The following is a 16367-nucleotide window of genomic DNA, read 5'->3' on the forward strand; positions in this document are numbered from 1 at the left end:
CTCGGCCCCAACGGCGCGGGCAAGTCGACGCTCGTCCGCCAGCTCACCGGGCTCATGCGCCCCGACTCCGGCAGCGTCCGGCTCCTCGGCCACGACCTCGTGCGCCACCCCGAGCGGGCGTCCCGCCTCCTCGCGTACCTCGGCCAGGAGTCCACCGCCCTCGACGAGCTGACCGTCGCCCTCGCCGCCGAGACCACCGGGCGGCTGCGCGGCCTCACCGCCCGCGACGCGCGCGCCGAGCGCGACACCGTCCTGGACGAGCTCGGCCTCGGCGCGCTCGCCGCCCGGCCCCTCAAGAAGCTCTCCGGCGGCCAGCGCAGGCTCGCCTGCTTCGCCGCCGCGCTCGTCGGCGAACGCCCCGTCCTCGTCCTCGACGAGCCCACCACGGGCATGGACCCCGTCGCCCGCCGCGCCGTCTGGGCGGCCGTCGACCGGCGGCGCGCCGAACACGGCGCCACCGTGCTGCTCGTCACCCACAACGTCATCGAGGCCGAGACCGTCCTCGACCGGGTCGCCGTCCTCGAACACGGCCGGGTCATCGCCTGCGACACGCCCGCCGGACTCAAGGAACGGGTCGCGGGCGAGGTCCGCGTCGAGCTGGTCTGGCGCGAGTCCGCCCCGCTCCACCTCCCGGAGGTCGCCGCGCTGCGCGCACTCGCCCAGGAGACGGGCCGGCGCTGGATCCTCCGGCTCGCCCCCGACGCGGCCCGCACCGCCGTCGCCACCGTCACCGGCGGGGCCGCGTTCGCGGCGCTCGACGACTTCACCCTGGCCACGCCCAGCCTGGAGGACGTGTACCTGGCGCTGGGCGGCGCGACCGAGGGACTGGTGAAGGCATGACCCTCCCCGTACCGCACGCACACCGCGCACACCGCGCACACCATCGAAGCCCTGTCCCGCACGTACCGCCCGTACCGCACGTCACCCCCAGGAGCTGTACGCCGTGAGCACCGTGCCCGCAGAGGCCCTGCCGACCGGCGCGCCTTCCGTCCGCACCGGCGCCACCGCCGACGACGAGGCCGCCGCACCCCTCGCCCCGCGCGCCCGGCTGCTGCCGGCCCTGGCCGCCGTCTACCGCGCGCAGCTGTCCCGCGCCCGGGTCGCCCGCATCCCGCTCCTCTTCGTGGCCACCTTCCAGTCCATCGGGATCATGGTCCTGATGCGCGGGGTCGTCGACGGGGGCTCCGAAGCGCGCGCCGTCGTGGCCGGCTCCACCGTCCTCGTCGTCGCCTTCGTCGCGCTCAACCTGCTCGCCCAGTACTTCGGCCAGCTGCGGGCCACCGGCGGCCTCGACCACTACGCCACCCTGCCCGTGCCGCCCGCCGCCGTCGTCCTCGGCGCCGCGGGGGCGTACGCCTCCTTCACCGTGCCCGGGACCGCCGTCACCGCCGTCGCCGGTTCCGTGCTCTTCGGACTGCCGCTCGGCCACCTCTGGATCCTCGCCGCCGTCGTCCCGCTCGCAGGCGCCGCGCTCGCCGGTCTCGGCGCGGCCCTCGGACTCCTCGCGCCCCGGCAGGAGCTGGCCACCCTCCTCGGCCAGCTCGGCATGTCCGCGGCGCTGCTCCTCGGCGTGCTCCCGGCGGAGCGGCTGCCGGACCCCATCGGCTGGGCCCGGGACCTGCTGCCGTCGACGTACGGCGTGGAGGCCCTGGCCCGCACCTTCGACCGCAGTCCCGACTGGGCGGCCGTCGCCCTCGACCTCGCCGTGTGCGCGGTGGTCGGCGTGGTCTCCCTGGCCGTCGCCACCTGGGCGTACCGGCGGGCCGCCGTCCGCTGAGGCGGGCCACGGACACACCTGGCACGATGGCGGGGTGACCGCACCCCTGACTCCGCCTCACCAGCCTCCGCCGCACGACCCCGACTGGCCCCCGCCGCCCCCGCCGACGCTCGGTCCGGCAGGGGATCCGATCACGGCGGCCGAGGTTCTTCAGGGTGTCCTGGTGACCGTCGTCTCGGCGATCGCCGGAGCGGTGCTCGGAGTGCTGTGGTTGAACCTGGCCCCGCGGGTCCTGCTCATCTCGGACGGCAAGGGCGTCTACCTCCGCAATTCGGAGGGGGAGGCGGCCATCGGCTCGGACGGAACGTTTGTCCTGCTCGCGCTGGCCTTCGGCGCGGTCGCCGCGCTCGTCGTCTTCCTCGCGCGCCGCAAGGGCGGCGTCCCGCTGGTGCTCGGCCTCGCGCTCGGCGGAGGCCTGGGCTCGCTGCTCGCCTGGGGCCTCGGGACGTACTTCGGCCCGACGCGCGACGTCGTCGCCCACGCGAAGGCGGTCGGCCCCAACGTCGCCTTCGAGGCACCCCTCGAACTGAACCTGGCGGCCGCAGCGATGCTGGCCTGGCCGCTCGCCGCGATGATCGTGCACCTCGCGCTCACGGCCCTCTTCGGCCCGCGCGACCCGGAGCCCGGACCGTGGGACCAGCCGAAGGCGTACACCCAGGGGCCGGGCCGGAGCTGACGGCCCCGGCTCCCCCGACTCCCAAGGCTCCCCGGGGGCCGCGCCGCCCGCCGCACGCGGCCGACCGTCAGACGGCCGACCGTCAGGCGGGCCGGCCGTCGGGCGCGGCCGATCACCCGGGCCCGGCCGATCACCGGGCCCGGCCGACCGTCAGGCGCGGCCGATCGGGGCCACGACCGCCGACGTGAGGGCGGCCAGATCCGCGGGGGAGAGCTCCACCTCAAGGCCGCGCCGGCCCGCCGAGACGCAGACGGACGCGTGGTCCGAGGCCGAGGCGTCGAGGACCGTGCGGAGCCGCTTGCGCTGGCCCAGCGGGGAGATGCCGCCCCGCACGTAGCCCGTGGTGCGCTCGGCCGCCGCCGGGTCCGCCATCGCCGCGCGCTTGCCGCCGACCGCCGAGGCCAGGGCCTTCAGATCGAGCTGGCCGGCGACCGGGACCACCGCGACCGTCAGCTCGCCGTCGACGTCCGCCACCAGGGTCTTGAAGACCCGGTCCGGGGAGACGCCGAGGGCCTCGGCCGCCTCCTCGCCGTACGAGGGGGAGGCCGGGTCGTGCTCGTAGGCGTGCAGGGTGAACGGGGTGCCGGCCTCCGTCAGCGCCACCGTCGCGGGGGTGCCGCCGCTGTTCTTCTTCTGCTTCTTCGCCACGCGCGCGCTCTTCCTCAGTTCGGGTACGTCGGGGCCTGTGTCAGGTCCACCACCGGCAGCGACGGCAGATGCCGGAGGACCGCCGTCTCCGCGCGCAGCAGCGACAGCTCCTCGCGCAGCCGGGTCGCCGTGTCTGGGGCCTGGAGCAGCCGCTGCTTCGACGGCGTGTCCAGCACCGCAGCCGCCGCGACCAGGTACGACACCACCGACGGGTCGTCCGGCAGCTCGCTCGTGGTCAGCGAACGCTCGCGCGCCCCGGCCAGCCGCTTCTGGTAGCTGCGGAAGGCCCGCAGCACCCCCTCGGAGAGGCTGCCGGCCTCCTCGCCCTGCTCCTCCGGGATCTCCTCGACCTCGGCGACCAGGAACGGCCCGCTCGCGTCGACGGACAGCAGCTTCACCCGGGTCGTGCCGGTGGCCGTCACCTCGAAGCTGCCGTCGGCGCGCTCCCTGATCTGCACCGCGTCGGCGACACAGCCCACCCGGTGGAAGGACTGGATGGGGTCGGAGCCGAAGCCCGCGGCCGGGCCCTTCTCCGGCAGCGCCGTCTGGTCCGGCATGCCGGGGGCCGTCGGGGCGACCTCGCGGCCGTCGCGGATGGCGACGACGGCGAAGCGGCGCGGCTCCGAGTCGTCGATCGTGAGCAGCTCGCGCATCATGGCGCGATAACGCTCCTCGAAGACGTTCAGCGGCAGCACGAGGCCCGGGAACAGCACCGCGTTGAGCGGGAAGAGAGGCAGGCGAGCGGTGGTCACAGCGGTCAGCCTAATGGCCGCCGGGCCCGCCCCGTCCGGCCCGTCCCTCTCGGGTGTCCCGGAGAGGGGTACGGCGGGCCGACTCGGTCCTGACCATGTCCCGCGCGGCGAGGAACCCGAGCAGGGGGTCCCCCCTGCTCGAACGGAGCCGAGAGCCCGGGGGAGGGTCCTCCCGTACGGCTCCCCGCCCGGCTCCCCACGGGAAGGAGGTCGCGTGGACCCCGATCCGGCCGAACTCCGCCCGCGCCTCCTCCCACCGCGCCCGCTCCACCAGCACGTACGCCAGCAGGTTGCGGACCTCGGCGGGCCACGGGTCGCCGGTCGGGAAGACCTCGGACAGGGCCAAAGCCCGGTCCGCGGCACGGTCGATCCGCGCCTCCGGCACGGACGGATCCCGGTCCGGCGCCACCCGGAGCCGGTCGTAGGCGGCCCGGACCGGCAGCGCGCGTACGAGCGAGTCCGGTGCGGCGTCGTCGGCCGCCTGTTCGGCGAAGTCGAAGGCGGCCCGGTGCGAGCCGTACCACTGCGCCGACAGGTACTTGAGCGCCGCGACATGGCAGCCGTAGTGGTGCGGGGAGCGGCGCACCGCCTGCTCCCAGAGCGACTCGAAGACGGCGGGCCCGGCGTGCGCCCCGCGCGCGTGGTCCAGGGCGAGCCGCCACGGCACCGGGTCGTGCGGCGCCTCCTCGGCCATCGTCTGGATGAGCGGCGTGAGTTCGCGCAGCCGCTCGGCCCGGGCGGGCGACTCCCAGGCCCGCCGGACGGCGAGCTGCGCGGTGACGAGCAGGGCGTCGGGATCGCGGGGCGTGGCGGAGAGCCAGTGGGTCAGCCAGTCGTCCCTGCTGTACGCGAAGGTGGCGAGCCGGGTGACGTACCGGTCGCGGTCCTCCCACTCCCCGGCGTCCCGGGTGGTGGCGAGCAGCTTCGCCGCGGGCTCCGGATCGGCCAGGGCGGCGGCGACCAGGGCGGGGGCGAGCCGCTCGTCCGGGGCGTCGAGCAGCACGTCGTCGTCCGGCACGAACCCGGCGGCGAGCCGCGGGGGGTGCCGGACCGAACGAACGGTGCCGATCAGGGCACGAAGCAAGGACATGGTGCGACGTATTCTCTCCCGGCCCCCGCCTCCGCGGCAGCCGGTCTCACGGCCCGCTCACCAAACCTTCGCCGCCGCCCGCCGCGTACACCAATCCTCCGCCGTTCCACCTCCCGGGCGCACGGAGGTCACGCCGTCTCCGCATGTCCGCACGGCGGGGAGGCGGCCACGCCGCCTCCCCCTGCTCAGCAGCCGCCTCACCCCCTGCTCAGCAGCCGGGTCGCTCCCGCCGCCACCGTCGTCGCCAGGATCCAGCCCAGCAGGATCAGTACCGCCGCCGCCCACTGCCATGTCCCCTCAAGGCGCCAGTAGCCGTCCTGGCCGAGATTGATCACCGGGAGCAGCAGATCGAGCGCGTACAGCGGACCGTTCCACGCCGGGGCCTCCTCCGCCTTCAGCGGTATCGGGCGGTAGCGGGAGAAGGCCACCGTGCCCGCCGCCCACAGGACCGCCATCCACAGCGCAGCCCTGCCCGGCCGGTAGCCGTAGGCCACGGTCCAGTCCTGGAGGTAGCCCCAGAGCTTCCCCGCCACCGGCAGGGTCTCGCGTCTGCGCCGCTGCTTGGCCAGCAGCACCTCGCGGGCGTCGGCGTCCTCCCCGCTGTTGCGCAGGACGGTCGCCAGGCGTTCGTACGGCTCGGGGGCGTACTCCGGGGTCGCCGCCGCCACCCACTCCAGGCGCCGGGCCAGCGGGAAGTGCCCGTACGGCACGAGGTTCTCGTAGGCGAAGCCGCCCATCGCGAGCCCGCCGGGCCCCGGCCAGCTGGTCGACAGGTCGATCAGGGTGACGACCTTCGCGCCGTTGAGCACGACGCGGCCCTCCTCCGGCCGCTCGCCGTTGAACCGGAGCTCCGGGGTGACGATCCGGCGCAGCGAGACCTCCTCCCGGCGTGCCCCGCTCAGCAGGAACCGGGCGTGGTGCAGGTCCACCGCGTCACCGAAGCGGCCGTCGTCGAGCCGCACCCCGCCGTGGAACTCGACCGGCTTGCGGTGGGCGCCCTGAGCGGGCGTCACGCCGTACGGCGGGGTGGCCGTCGAGTTGCCCGTGCTCCCCGCGGTGTCCGTGTCCTCGTACACCCAGGCCGCGTTCAGATAGAGCGAGCGCTCCACGGTCAGCTGCGGTGCGTTGAGCGCGCGGCGGCCCTGCGCGCCGCGCAGCACGCTGCCCCGCAGGCTGAGCGACACGCCGATCTTCGCCCCGCGCAGACTCAGCTCCCCGTGCGTCTCGATCAGCTCGGCCTGGAGGTCCTGGGCGACCACCATCCCGTCCGCGGTGATGGCCCGGCCGCGCCGGTCCGGCCACACCTGGATCTGGTTGACGAGCAGGTCCGTGCCGATCTGCGCGTCGGTGAGCCGGATGCCCCACCGCACCCGGCAGCGCGGCAGGTGCAGGTCCCCCTCGGTGTGCAGCCGGGCCGCCTCCAGGCGCGGCAGCGCGCACTCGACCATCCGGAGCGTGCCGAACCGGGCCTCCGGCAGCACCACCTCGCCGTCGAAGCGGCAGCCGTGCAGCTCCACGTACGGCCCGATCGTCCCGCCCGCCAGGTTCAGCACGCCGGTGATCCGCACACCGCGCAGTTTCAGCGCGGCCACCCGCCCGGACCTGGCCGGCGGCCCGGCGAGCAACAGCAGCGCCACCACGTCGGCGCGGACGCTCCGCTCCTCCCCCCAGTCCCGTCCCCCGAAGGGGTCGTCCCGCTCCGCGATCCCCTCCGTCAGATCGCACGTCCTGCCGACGACGAACGCCCGCCACACCGCCCGCTCCGGGCCTGTGAGACCGTCCGGCATCCCGTCCTCGTGCGGCTCGGTCAATGCCGCCCCCTCGCTTTCCACGATCCGCTCGCACGATTCCGCGATTCCGGTTTCGATCGTTTTCCGGGGATCCCGTGGATTCGTACAGCCGTTCTTCCCGCTGAGTGACGGGCTGAACGCTAACGGTCAGGAGTGGCGACAAGACGCCAGTGTGGCCCGTATCAGCCATTGATACGGGCGTCCGACGCCGTGAGCCGTCTGCGAGAATTGACCCGTGATCTCTCGAATCGATCTGCGCGGCGAGGCCCTCCCCGAGGGTTCCGCCCTGCGCGACCTGCTGCCCCGTGCCGAGTTCGACGTGGAAGCCGCCCTGGAGACGGTGCGGCCGATCTGCGAGGACGTCAGGCATCATGGCGCGGCCGCGGTGATCGACTACGGGGAGAAATTCGACGGCGTCCGCGTCCCGGGCCTGCGCGTCCCCGCCGAGGAGATCGACCGCGCCCTCGACGAGCTCGACCCGGCCGTCCGCGCCGCCCTAGAGGAGTCCATCCGGCGCGCCCGCATGGTCCACCGCGAGCAGCGCCGCACCACCCACACCACCCAGGTCGTCCCCGGCGGCACGGTCACCGAGAAGTGGATCCCGGTCGAGCGCGTCGGTCTGTACGTGCCGGGCGGCCGCGCCGTCTACCCGTCCTCCGTCGTGATGAACGTCGTCCCGGCCCAGGAGGCCGGCGTCGAGGGCCTGGCCGTCGCCTCGCCCCCGCAGAAGGAGTTCGGCGGGCTTCCGCACCCGACGATCCTCGCCGCCTGCGCCCTGCTCGGCGTCGACGAGGTGTACGCCGCCGGCGGCGCCCAGGCCGTCGCCATGTTCGCGTACGGCACGGAGGGGACGGCCGACGAGCCCGGCTGCGCCCCGGTCAACCTCGTCACCGGCCCCGGCAACATCTACGTGGCCGCCGCCAAGCGCCTCCTCAAGGGCCGGATCGGCATCGACGCCGAGGCCGGCCCGACGGAGATCGCGATCCTCGCGGACTCCACCGCCGACCCCGTGCACGTCGCCGCCGACCTCATCAGCCAGGCCGAGCACGACCCGATGGCCGCCTCCGTCCTCGTCACCGACTCGGACGAGCTGGCCGCCGCCACCGAGGCCGAGCTGAAGACCCAGGTCGCCGCCTCCAAGCACGTCGACGACCGGATCGTCCCGGCCCTGTCGGGACGCCAGTCCGCGATCGTCCTCGTCCGCGACCTGGCCGACGGCCTCAAGGTCGTCGACGCGTACGGCGCCGAGCACCTGGAGATCCAGACCCGCGACGCCGCGGCCGTCGCCGACCGCGTCCGCAACGCCGGCGCGATCTTCGTCGGCCCCTGGGCGCCCGTCTCGCTCGGCGACTACTGCGCGGGCTCCAACCACGTCCTGCCCACCGGCGGCTGCGCCTGCCACTCCTCGGGCCTCTCCGTGCAGTCCTTCCTGCGCGGGGTGCACATCGTGGACTACACGCGCGACGCGCTCGCCGACGTCGCCCACCACGTGGTGACCCTCGCCGAGGCGGAGGACCTCCCCGCCCACGGCGCGGCGATCAAGGCACGGTTCGGATGGAAGGTGCCGGAGACCAAGTGACCGGAATCGACGATCTCCCCGTCCGGGACGAGCTGAGGGGCAAGTCCCCCTACGGCGCGCCCCAGCTCGACGTCCCCGTCCAGCTGAACACCAACGAGAACCCGTACCCGCTCCCCGAGCCGCTCGTCGCGCGCATCGCCGAGCGCGTCGCCGAGGCCGCCCGTACCCTCAACCGCTACCCCGACCGGGACGCGGTCGAGCTCCGCACCGAGCTCGCCCGCTACCTCACCCGGACCGGCGGGCACCCGGTCGCCGTCGAGAACGTCTGGGCGGCCAACGGGTCCAACGAGGTCCTCCAGCAGCTGCTGCAGACCTTCGGCGGCCCGGGCCGTACCGCGATCGGCTTCGAGCCCTCGTACTCGATGCACGCCCTGATCGCCCGCGGCACCGGCACCGGCTGGATCTCCGGCCCGCGCAGCGAGGACTTCACCATCGACGTGGCGGCGGCCGCAGCGGCGATCGCCGAGAACCGGCCCGACGTCGTGTTCATCACCTCGCCCAACAACCCCACCGGCACCGCCGTCGCCGCCGACACCGTCCTCGCCCTGTACGAGGCGGCCCAGGCGGCCAAGCCCTCCATGGTCGTCGTGGACGAGGCGTACGTGGAGTTCAGCCACCGGGACTCGCTGCTGCCCCTCATCGAGGGCCGCCCGAACCTGGTGGTCTCCCGGACCATGTCCAAGGCCTTCGGCGCCGCCGGACTGCGGCTCGGCTACCTCGCCGCCCACCCGGCCGTGGTCGACGCCGTCCAGCTGGTCCGGCTGCCGTACCACCTCTCCGCCGTCACCCAGGCGACCGCGCTCGCCGCCCTTGAGCACACCGACACCCTCCTCGGGTACGTCGAGCAGCTCAAGGCCGAGCGCGACCGGCTCGTCACCGAGCTGCGCGGGATCGGCTACGAGGTCACCGATTCGGACGCCAACTTCGTGCAGTTCGGGAAGTTCCCCGACACGCACGCGGCCTGGCGGCGGATCCTCGACCGGGGCGTCCTGGTCCGGGACAACGGCGTACCGGGATGGCTGCGGGTCACCGCCGGCACCCCCGAAGAGAACGACGCGTTCCTCGACGCGGTTCGTGAATTGATGAAGGAGCAGGAGCGATGAGCCGCGTAGGCCGCGTAGAGCGCACCACCAAGGAGACCTCCGTCGTCGTCGAGATCGACCTCGACGGCACCGGAAAGGTCGACGTGTCGACCGGGGTCGGGTTCTACGACCACATGCTCGACCAGCTCGGCCGGCACGGTCTGTTCGACCTCACCGTCAAGACCGACGGCGACCTGCACATCGACTCGCACCACACCATCGAGGACACCGCCCTCGCCCTCGGCGCCGCCTTCAAGCAGGCCCTCGGCGACAAGGTCGGCATCTACCGCTTCGGCAACTGCACCGTCCCGCTGGACGAGTCGCTCGCCCAGGTGACCGTCGACCTCTCCGGCCGCCCGTACCTGGTGCACACCGAGCCCGAGAACATGGCGCCGATGATCGGCTCGTACGACACGACGATGACCCGGCACATCTTCGAGTCCTTCGTCGCCCAGGCCCAGATCGCGCTGCACATCCACGTGCCGTACGGGCGCAACGCCCACCACATCGTGGAGTGCCAGTTCAAGGCGTTCGCCCGCGCCCTCCGCTACGCCTCCGAGCGCGACCCGCGCGCCGCCGGAATCCTCCCCTCCACGAAGGGCGCGCTCTGACCGTGAACGGCCTCTCCACCATCCTCATCGTCGTCGGGCTGTTCCTGCTCGGCGGCATCTACTCCTTCGTCAAGCAGCAGATGCCCAAGGGCCTCATCGCGCTCGTCGCCTTCGGCGCCGCGATGTGTCTCGGCGCTGGTGTGCTGCGGCTGGACGTGTGGGCATGACCGCGAGCACCCCCAAGAAGGTCGTCGTCTTCGACTACGGATTCGGCAACGTGCGCTCGGCCGAGCGCGCCCTCGCCCGGGTCGGCGCCGACGTCGAGATCACCCGCGACTACGACACCGCGATGAACGCCGACGGACTCCTCGTCCCCGGCGTCGGCGCCTTCTCCGCCTGCATGCAGGGACTGAAGGACGCGCGCGGCGACTGGATCGTCGGCCGCCGGCTCGCCGGCGGCCGCCCGGTCATGGGCATCTGCGTCGGCATGCAGATCCTCTTCGCCCACGGCTTCGAGCACGGCGTGGAGAGCGAGGGCCTCGACGAGTGGCCCGGTACGGTCGAGCCGTTGAACGCCCCCGTCGTCCCCCACATGGGCTGGAACACGGTCGACGCGCCGCGGGACACCGAGATGTTCGCGGACCTCGACGCCGACGCCCGGTTCTACTTCGTGCACTCCTACGCGGTGCGCGAGTGGACCCTCGAAGTCGGCAACAAGAACATCCGCGCCCCCAAGGTCACCTGGGCCACCCACGGCGAGCCCTTCGTCGCGGCCGTCGAGAACGGCGCCCTGTGGGCCACCCAGTTCCACCCCGAGAAGTCCGGCGACGCCGGAGCCCAGCTCCTCACCAATTGGATCGAGACCCTCTGATCATGGCTCAGAAGCTTGAACTCCTCCCCGCCGTCGACGTCCGCGACGGCCAGGCCGTCCGCCTCGTGCACGGCGAGTCCGGCACCGAGACCTCCTACGGCTCCCCGCTCGAAGCGGCCCTCGCCTGGCAGAACTCCGGCGCCGAGTGGCTGCACCTCGTCGACCTCGACGCCGCCTTCGGCACCGGTGACAACCGACAGCTGATCGCCGAGGTCGCCCAGGCCATGGACATCAAGGTCGAGCTCTCCGGCGGCATCCGCGACGACGCCTCGCTCGCCGCGGCCCTCGCCACCGGCTGCACCCGCGTCAACCTCGGCACCGCCGCACTGGAGACCCCCGAGTGGGTCGCCAAGGTCATCGCCGAGCACGGCGACAAGATCGCCGTCGGCCTCGACGTCCGCGGCACGACCCTGCGCGGCCGCGGCTGGACCCGCGACGGCGGCGACCTCTACGAGACGCTCGCCCGCCTCGACTCCGAGGGCTGCTCCCGCTACGTCGTCACCGACATCGCCAAGGACGGCACCCTTCAGGGCCCCAACCTGGAGCTCCTGAAGAACGTCTGCGCGGCCACCGACAAGCCCGTCGTCGCCTCCGGCGGCGTGTCGTCCCTGGACGACCTGCGGGCCCTGTCCGGCCTGGTGCCGCTCGGCGTCGAGGGCGCGATCGTCGGCAAGGCGCTGTACGCCAAGGCGTTCACCCTCGAAGAGGCGCTGGAGGCGGTGGCTTCCGTATGACCGACGGCGTGAAGAAGGTCGTCACCGGCGCCCCCTGGGAGGAGCAGTTCGGCTACTCCCGCGCGGTGGAGCTGCCGAACGGCCTGGTCCTCGTCGCCGGCTGCACGTCGGTGATCGGCGGCCAGATCGCCGGCGGAGGCCCGTACGACCAGACGGTGAACTCCTTCAACGTGGCCTTCGGCGCCCTGAAGCAGCTCGGTCTGGGCCCGGAGGACGTCGTCCGCACCCGGATGTACATCACCCACGCCCGGGACGTGGACGAGGTCGGCCGCGCCCACAAGGAACTGTTCGACGACGTCCGCCCAGCGGCTTCGATGATCATCGTCTCCGGCTTCGTCGACCCCAGCCTGGTCGTCGAGGTCGAGGTCGAGGCCTACAGGAGTGGTGCGGCATGAGTCTCGCCGTACGTGTGATCCCCTGCCTGGACGTGGACAACGGCCGGGTCGTCAAGGGCGTCAACTTCCAGAACCTGCGGGACGCGGGCGACCCCGTCGAGATGGCCAAGCTGTACGACGCCGAGGGCGCCGACGAGCTGACCTTCCTCGACATCACCGCCTCCTCGGGCAACCGGGAGACCACCTACGACGTGGTGCGCCGCACCGCCGAGCAGGTCTTCATCCCGCTCACGGTCGGCGGCGGCGTCCGTGCCGCCGGGGACGTCGACAAGCTGCTGCGGGCCGGCGCCGACAAGGTGGGCGTCAACACCGCCGCCATCGCCCGCCCCGAGCTGATCCAGGAGATCGCGGAGCGCTTCGGCCGCCAGGTGCTCGTCCTGTCGGTCGACGCCCGGCGGACGGCCTCGGGCTCCTTCGAGGTGACGACGCACGGCGGCCGCAAGGGCACCGGCATCGACGCCGTCGAGTGGGCGCACCGGGCCGCCGAGCTGGGCGCGGGCGAGATCCTGCTCAACTCGATGGACGCGGACGGCACCAAGGACGGCTACGACACGGAGATGATCGCGGCCGTGCGCAAGCACGTGACCGTGCCGGTGATCGCGAGCGGGGGAGCGGGCAAGCTCGCCGACTTCCCGCCGGCGGTCGCGGCGGGCGCGGACGCGGTGCTCGCGGCCTCCGTCTTCCACTTCGGCGACCTGCGGATCTCGCAGGTGAAGGACGAGCTGCGGGCGGCGGGCCACCCGGTCCGCTGACCCGGCGTTCCGCTTGGTGAAGGGCCCCTGCGGGGGCCCTTCTTCTTCGCCGGACGTGCAGGATTATTTGTGCAATTTCTGTTGCGCAAGTCTTCTTTCGTACCTAGGGTCAGTGTCATGACCTCGCCGGAGAACCGCCGGATCACCGATCTCGGCACCCTGAAAGCCATCTCGCACCCGCTGCGGATGCGCCTCTACCGCGCCCTCTTCGTGGCCCGCACCGCCACCGCGTCCCAGCTCGCCGACCAGGTCGACGAGGCGGTCTCGCTGGTCAGCTACCACCTGCGGAAACTCGCCGAGCACGGCCTCATCGAGGAGGCCGAGACCCAGTCGACGGACGGCCGGGAGAGATGGTGGCGGCCGAGCTCGTACGGCTTCAGCATCCACGACGAGGACCTCCGCGACGCCCCCGAGCTCGCCGCGGCGAGTGCCGCCTTCGGTCGTACGGTCGACGAGCAGCGCACCCAGATGTACGCCCGCTTCCTCGACGAGAGGCACACCTGGTCCGACTCGTGGCGCTCCGCCTCCCTCAGCGCCGAGTGGCTGCCCCGCCTCACCGCCGACGAGCTCACCGCCCTCGGCGCCGAACTCGACGCCGTCCTGCACAAGTACGACCAGCAGGCCCGCGCCGCCGAGGCCGCCGGTGACGACGAGGGCCGCGAGAACGTCGCCATCCACCTCAACGGCTTCCCCTACCGCTCATGACCGCCACCGCCACCGCCGCCGCCACGACGCGGCCCGCCCACCGGAACCCCCAGGTCCTGCGCTGGCTCGGTGCCTACACCGCCTCCACCCTCGGCGACAGCGTCTACTACCTCGCCCTCTCCTGGACCGCCGTGAGCAGTGGCACCCCCGCCCAGGCCGGGCTCGTCATGGCGATCTCGGCCGTGCCCCGCGCCCTGCTCATGCTCTTCGGGGGAGTGATCGCCGACCGCCTCGGTCCGCGCCGGGTCGTCATCGCCTCCGACGCCGTCCGTTGCCTGGTCGTCCTGAGCCTCGCCGCGGTCCTGTTCCTCGCCGCGCCCGGCCTGTGGGCACTCGCCGGCGTCGCTCTCGTCTTCGGCGTCGTCGACGCCCTCTTCCTGCCCGCCGTCGGCGCCCTGCCGCCCCGCATCACCGAACGCGACCAGCTCGCCCGCGTCCAGGGCATGCGCGGCCTCTCCTACCGCCTCGGCTCCGTCCTCGGAGGACCGCTCGGCGGCCTCGCCGTCGCCCTCGGCGGCCCGGCTTCGGCCTTCGGGGTCGCCGGACTGCTCTTCGCCCTCTCGATACCCCTGCTGTGCGGGCTCCGCCTCCGGCCGCTGCCCGCCGCGGACGAGGCCCGCGGCGGCACCGCCCTGCGCGACCTCGCCGACGGACTGCGCTACCTGCGAGGGCAGCGCGTCCTGGGCCCGCTGATGATCGTCGTGCTCCTCAGTGACCTCGGCTTCGTCGGCCCCTTCAACGTCGGCCTCGCCGTCCTGGCCGACCAGCGCGGCTGGGGCGCGTCGGGCATCGGCTGGATCCTCGCCGGCTTCGGTACGGGCGCGGGCGCCGCCTCGCTGCTCCTGACCGTATGGGGGCGCGTCCCGCGCGCCGGAGCCGTCAGCGGCTGGACCATGACGCTCGGCGCCGTCGCCATCGGTGCCCTCGCCTTCGCGTCACACCTGGCCGTCGCGGTCGCCGTCGCCCTGGTCGTCGGCCTGCTCGCCGGACTCTCCGGGTCGCTGTGCAACGCCCTCCTCCAGACCGAGTGCGACCCCGCCTACCTCGGCCGCGTCACCGCGGTCTCCAGCCTCATGAGCCTCGGCCTCGCGCCGCTCGGCTTCCCGCTCACGGGCGCGGCGATCGAGCTGTGGGGCATCGAACTGGTGTACGTCGCGAGTGCGGCGATCTGCGCCCTGGCGGGCCTCTGCAGCCTGGTGGTCACCGCCGTCCGGCGGGCCGAGCTGCCCCGCTGACCGCTCAGAGCCCCAGCTGCTTCGTCTCCCGCAGCCGCTCGATCGCCTCCGGCTCCCCGTCCACCTCCACCTTGGCCGAGGCCTGGCGACCGTACAGGTACATCGTCAGCTCGCCCGGCTCCCCGGAGACCGTCACCACCGGGGTGCCGCGGTGCGCCACCACTGTCTGGCCGTCCGGGCGGCGCAGCACCAGGCCGACCGGGACCTTCCGGCCCAGCAGACGGGCGGTGCGCTCCAGGCGGGACCAGAGGGCGTCGGCGAAGACCGGGTCGAGCTCCCGCGCCGACCATTCGGGCTGGGCACGGCGTACGTCCTCGGCGTGGACGTAGAACTCGACGACGTTCGCCCCCTCGTCCACCTGCTTGATGGTGAACGGCGAGAACCGCGGCGGCCCCGAGCGGATGAGCTGGATCAGCTCCTCGTACGGCTTGTCGGCGAACTCCGCCTGCACCCGCTCCTGCCGGTCCTTCAGCACCGGTACGAGCGAACCGGCCGCCGCGTCCGGACGCCGTTCCCGCACCACCACATGGGCCGCGAGGTCCCGGGTCCGCCAGCCCTCGCAGAGCGTCGGCGCTTCGGGGCCCGCCGCCTCCAACAGGTCCGCGAGCAAAAGCCGTTCACGTTTGGCATGGGTCGACATGGCCTCCAGCGTACGGCCGACGCCACCGGTCCGCCCAGTGGACGCCCCGCCGGACACCACCCCGGGTCGCGGCACAATGGCGCCATGAGCAGCACGCCCCGGACCCCCAGCGACCTCGACCCCGCCATCGCCGCGCGCCTCAGGCGCGGCCCCGACGGGCTCGTCCCCGCCATCGCCCAGCAGTACGACACCGGTGAGGTGCTGATGCTCGGCTGGATGGACGACGAGGCCCTCCACCGCACCCTCACCACCGGCCGCTGCACCTACTGGTCCCGCAGCCGCCAGGAGTACTGGGTCAAGGGCGACACCTCCGGTCACGTCCAGCACGTCAGGTCGGTCGCCCTCGACTGCGACGCCGACACCGTCCTCGTCAAGGTCGACCAGGTCGGCGCCGCCTGCCACACCGGCGCCCGGACCTGCTTCGACGCCGACGTGCTCCCCGTATCCGGGTCCGACACGGACCCCGTATCCGAGTAGGGTCTGGCGCCATGGATCTCGACACCTTCCGCAAGCTGGCGGCCGACCGCCGCGTCATTCCCGTCAGCCGCCGGCTGCTCGCGGACGGCGACACCCCGGTCGGGCTCTACCGCAAGCTCGCCGCCGAACGGCCCGGCACCTTCCTCCTCGAATCCGCGGAGAACGGCCGATCCTGGTCCCGGTACTCCTTCATCGGCGTCCGCAGCGACGCGACCCTGACGGTGAGGGACGGCGAGGCCCACTGGCTGGGCACCCCGCCCGTCGGCGTCCCCACCGACGGCGACCCGCTCCAGGCCCTGCGCGCCACCGTCGAGACCCTCCACACCCCCCGCGACCTCGCCTCCGGAATGCCGCCGTTCACCGGCGGCATGGTCGGCTACCTCGGCTACGACATCGTCCGCCGCCTGGAGAAGATCGGTGACTCCACCCGGGACGACCTCCAGCTCCCCGAGCTGACCATGCTCCTCACCAGCGACCTCGCGGTCCTCGACCACTGGGACGGCTCGGTCCTGCTGATCGCCAACGCGATCAACCACAACGACCTGGAGACCGGCGTCGAGGAGGCGTACGCGCACGCCGTCGCCCGCCTCGACGCCATGGAGGCCGACCTGGC

19 protein-coding genes and 1 pseudogene are annotated in these 16367 nt (G+C 73.3%); 15 read left to right on the forward strand and 5 right to left on the reverse strand.

Annotated elements, in window-relative coordinates:
- From AOK00_RS05160 to AOK00_RS05170, 3 genes are all read left to right on the forward strand, one after another.
- On the forward strand, positions 1-840 hold an 840-nt coding region (locus AOK00_RS05160), incomplete at its 5' end, for an ABC transporter ATP-binding protein (RefSeq protein ID WP_055599127.1).
- A 103-nt stretch (positions 841-943) separates the two neighbouring features.
- Entirely contained in the window at positions 944-1777 is an 834-nt protein-coding gene (locus tag AOK00_RS05165) for an ABC transporter permease (protein WP_055599128.1), read from the forward strand.
- 34 nt (positions 1778-1811) lie between these two features.
- On the forward strand, positions 1812-2453 hold the full coding sequence (locus tag AOK00_RS05170) for a hypothetical protein (protein WP_055599129.1): 642 nt from the start codon (positions 1812-1814) through the stop codon (positions 2451-2453).
- Positions 2454-2603: 150 nt separating this feature from the next.
- Here the strand turns inward: AOK00_RS05170 and ybaK are convergent, their stop codons facing one another.
- The 4 genes from ybaK to AOK00_RS05190 all read right to left on the reverse strand — a co-directional run bounded on the left by ybaK (position 2604) and on the right by AOK00_RS05190 (position 6754).
- Positions 2604-3101: a Cys-tRNA(Pro) deacylase gene (gene ybaK, locus AOK00_RS05175; protein WP_055599130.1), complete on the reverse strand. Its 498-nt coding sequence runs from the start codon at positions 3099-3101 to the stop codon at positions 2604-2606.
- A gap of 14 nt (positions 3102-3115) precedes the next feature.
- Positions 3116-3853, reverse strand: coding sequence for an LON peptidase substrate-binding domain-containing protein (locus tag AOK00_RS05180; protein ID WP_055599131.1), 738 nt, complete (start codon positions 3851-3853; stop codon positions 3116-3118).
- A gap of 10 nt (positions 3854-3863) precedes the next feature.
- Positions 3864-4943: a hypothetical protein gene (locus AOK00_RS05185; RefSeq protein WP_055599132.1), complete on the reverse strand. Its 1080-nt coding sequence runs from the start codon at positions 4941-4943 to the stop codon at positions 3864-3866.
- A 197-nt stretch (positions 4944-5140) separates the two neighbouring features.
- Positions 5141-6754: a hypothetical protein gene (locus tag AOK00_RS05190; RefSeq protein WP_055599133.1), complete on the reverse strand. Its 1614-nt coding sequence runs from the start codon at positions 6752-6754 to the stop codon at positions 5141-5143.
- A gap of 214 nt (positions 6755-6968) precedes the next feature.
- Here AOK00_RS05190 and hisD point away from each other — a divergent pair, with 214 nt between their 5' ends.
- From hisD to AOK00_RS05240, 10 genes are all read left to right on the forward strand, one after another.
- Positions 6969-8312 (forward strand): histidinol dehydrogenase, encoded by a 1344-nt coding sequence (gene hisD / locus AOK00_RS05195; protein ID WP_055599134.1) that lies wholly within the window; start codon positions 6969-6971, stop codon positions 8310-8312.
- Complete coding sequence (locus AOK00_RS05200; protein ID WP_107097308.1) at positions 8288-9415, forward strand: histidinol-phosphate transaminase; 1128 nt, start codon at positions 8288-8290, stop codon at positions 9413-9415. The genes hisD and AOK00_RS05200 overlap by 25 nt, the downstream gene beginning before the upstream one ends.
- The gene (hisB, locus tag AOK00_RS05205; RefSeq protein WP_015032911.1) at positions 9412-10005 is read left to right on the forward strand and encodes an imidazoleglycerol-phosphate dehydratase HisB; all 594 of its coding nucleotides are present in this window, start codon (positions 9412-9414) and stop codon (positions 10003-10005) included. The genes AOK00_RS05200 and hisB overlap by 4 nt, the downstream gene beginning before the upstream one ends.
- Positions 10006-10007: 2 nt before the next feature.
- A complete protein-coding gene (locus AOK00_RS39380; RefSeq protein ID WP_030314582.1) occupies positions 10008-10172 on the forward strand; it encodes a hypothetical protein in 165 nt (54 codons plus the stop codon).
- Positions 10169-10816: an imidazole glycerol phosphate synthase subunit HisH gene (hisH, locus tag AOK00_RS05215; RefSeq protein WP_055599136.1), complete on the forward strand. Its 648-nt coding sequence runs from the start codon at positions 10169-10171 to the stop codon at positions 10814-10816. The genes AOK00_RS39380 and hisH overlap by 4 nt, the downstream gene beginning before the upstream one ends.
- Before the next feature lie 2 nt (positions 10817-10818).
- Positions 10819-11550 (forward strand): bifunctional 1-(5-phosphoribosyl)-5-((5-phosphoribosylamino)methylideneamino)imidazole-4-carboxamide isomerase/phosphoribosylanthranilate isomerase PriA, encoded by a 732-nt coding sequence (gene priA, locus AOK00_RS05220; protein ID WP_055599137.1) that lies wholly within the window; start codon positions 10819-10821, stop codon positions 11548-11550.
- Positions 11547-11945 carry a RidA family protein gene (locus AOK00_RS05225; protein WP_055599138.1) on the forward strand — a complete coding sequence of 133 codons (399 nt, stop codon included), beginning with the start codon at positions 11547-11549 and terminating at the stop codon, positions 11943-11945. Before priA ends, AOK00_RS05225 begins: the two co-directional genes overlap by 4 nt.
- Positions 11942-12697, forward strand: coding sequence for an imidazole glycerol phosphate synthase subunit HisF (hisF, locus tag AOK00_RS05230; RefSeq protein WP_055599139.1), 756 nt, complete (start codon positions 11942-11944; stop codon positions 12695-12697). Before AOK00_RS05225 ends, hisF begins: the two co-directional genes overlap by 4 nt.
- Before the next feature lie 117 nt (positions 12698-12814).
- Positions 12815-13402: an ArsR/SmtB family transcription factor gene (locus tag AOK00_RS05235; protein WP_055599140.1), complete on the forward strand. Its 588-nt coding sequence runs from the start codon at positions 12815-12817 to the stop codon at positions 13400-13402.
- The gene (locus tag AOK00_RS05240; RefSeq protein ID WP_055599141.1) at positions 13399-14637 is read left to right on the forward strand and encodes an MFS transporter; all 1239 of its coding nucleotides are present in this window, start codon (positions 13399-13401) and stop codon (positions 14635-14637) included. The genes AOK00_RS05235 and AOK00_RS05240 overlap by 4 nt, the downstream gene beginning before the upstream one ends.
- Before the next feature lie 4 nt (positions 14638-14641).
- Here the strand turns inward: AOK00_RS05240 and AOK00_RS05245 are convergent, their stop codons facing one another.
- Positions 14642-15277, reverse strand: a complete 636-nt coding sequence (locus AOK00_RS05245) for a TIGR03085 family metal-binding protein (protein ID WP_055599142.1) — start codon at positions 15275-15277, stop codon at positions 14642-14644.
- Between the two features lie 84 nt (positions 15278-15361).
- Between AOK00_RS05245 and hisI the strand changes: the two genes are divergently transcribed.
- Together hisI and AOK00_RS05255 are read left to right on the forward strand one after the other, a co-directional pair.
- Positions 15362-15754: a phosphoribosyl-AMP cyclohydrolase gene (hisI, locus tag AOK00_RS05250; RefSeq protein WP_055599143.1), complete on the forward strand. Its 393-nt coding sequence runs from the start codon at positions 15362-15364 to the stop codon at positions 15752-15754.
- Positions 15755-15765: 11 nt separating this feature from the next.
- Positions 15766-16367: pseudogene (locus AOK00_RS05255) on the forward strand (anthranilate synthase component I); the annotation flags it as partial.

It is taken from the genome of Streptomyces aureus, from assembly GCF_001418135.1.
Lineage (GTDB): Bacteria > Actinomycetota > Actinomycetes > Streptomycetales > Streptomycetaceae > Streptomyces > Streptomyces aureus_A.

Excerpts from the sequence above, each read along its gene's own strand:
- AOK00_RS05235 (WP_055599140.1), top strand. The coding sequence starts at position 12,815 with ATGACCTCGCCGGAGAACCGCCGGATCACCGATCTCGGCACCCTGAAA.
- hisI (WP_055599143.1), top strand. The coding sequence starts at position 15,362 with ATGAGCAGCACGCCCCGGACCCCCAGCGACCTCGACCCCGCCATCGCC.
- priA (WP_055599137.1), top strand. The coding sequence starts at position 10,819 with ATGGCTCAGAAGCTTGAACTCCTCCCCGCCGTCGACGTCCGCGACGGC.
- hisB (WP_015032911.1), top strand. The coding sequence starts at position 9,412 with ATGAGCCGCGTAGGCCGCGTAGAGCGCACCACCAAGGAGACCTCCGTC.
- hisH (WP_055599136.1), top strand. The coding sequence starts at position 10,169 with ATGACCGCGAGCACCCCCAAGAAGGTCGTCGTCTTCGACTACGGATTC.
- AOK00_RS05245 (WP_055599142.1), bottom strand. The coding sequence starts at position 15,277 with ATGTCGACCCATGCCAAACGTGAACGGCTTTTGCTCGCGGACCTGTTG.
- AOK00_RS05200 (WP_107097308.1), top strand. The coding sequence starts at position 8,288 with ATGGAAGGTGCCGGAGACCAAGTGACCGGAATCGACGATCTCCCCGTC.
- AOK00_RS05225 (WP_055599138.1), top strand. The coding sequence starts at position 11,547 with ATGACCGACGGCGTGAAGAAGGTCGTCACCGGCGCCCCCTGGGAGGAG.
- AOK00_RS05240 (WP_055599141.1), top strand. The coding sequence starts at position 13,399 with ATGACCGCCACCGCCACCGCCGCCGCCACGACGCGGCCCGCCCACCGG.
- hisF (WP_055599139.1), top strand. The coding sequence starts at position 11,942 with ATGAGTCTCGCCGTACGTGTGATCCCCTGCCTGGACGTGGACAACGGC.
- AOK00_RS05185 (WP_055599132.1), bottom strand. The coding sequence starts at position 4,943 with ATGTCCTTGCTTCGTGCCCTGATCGGCACCGTTCGTTCGGTCCGGCAC.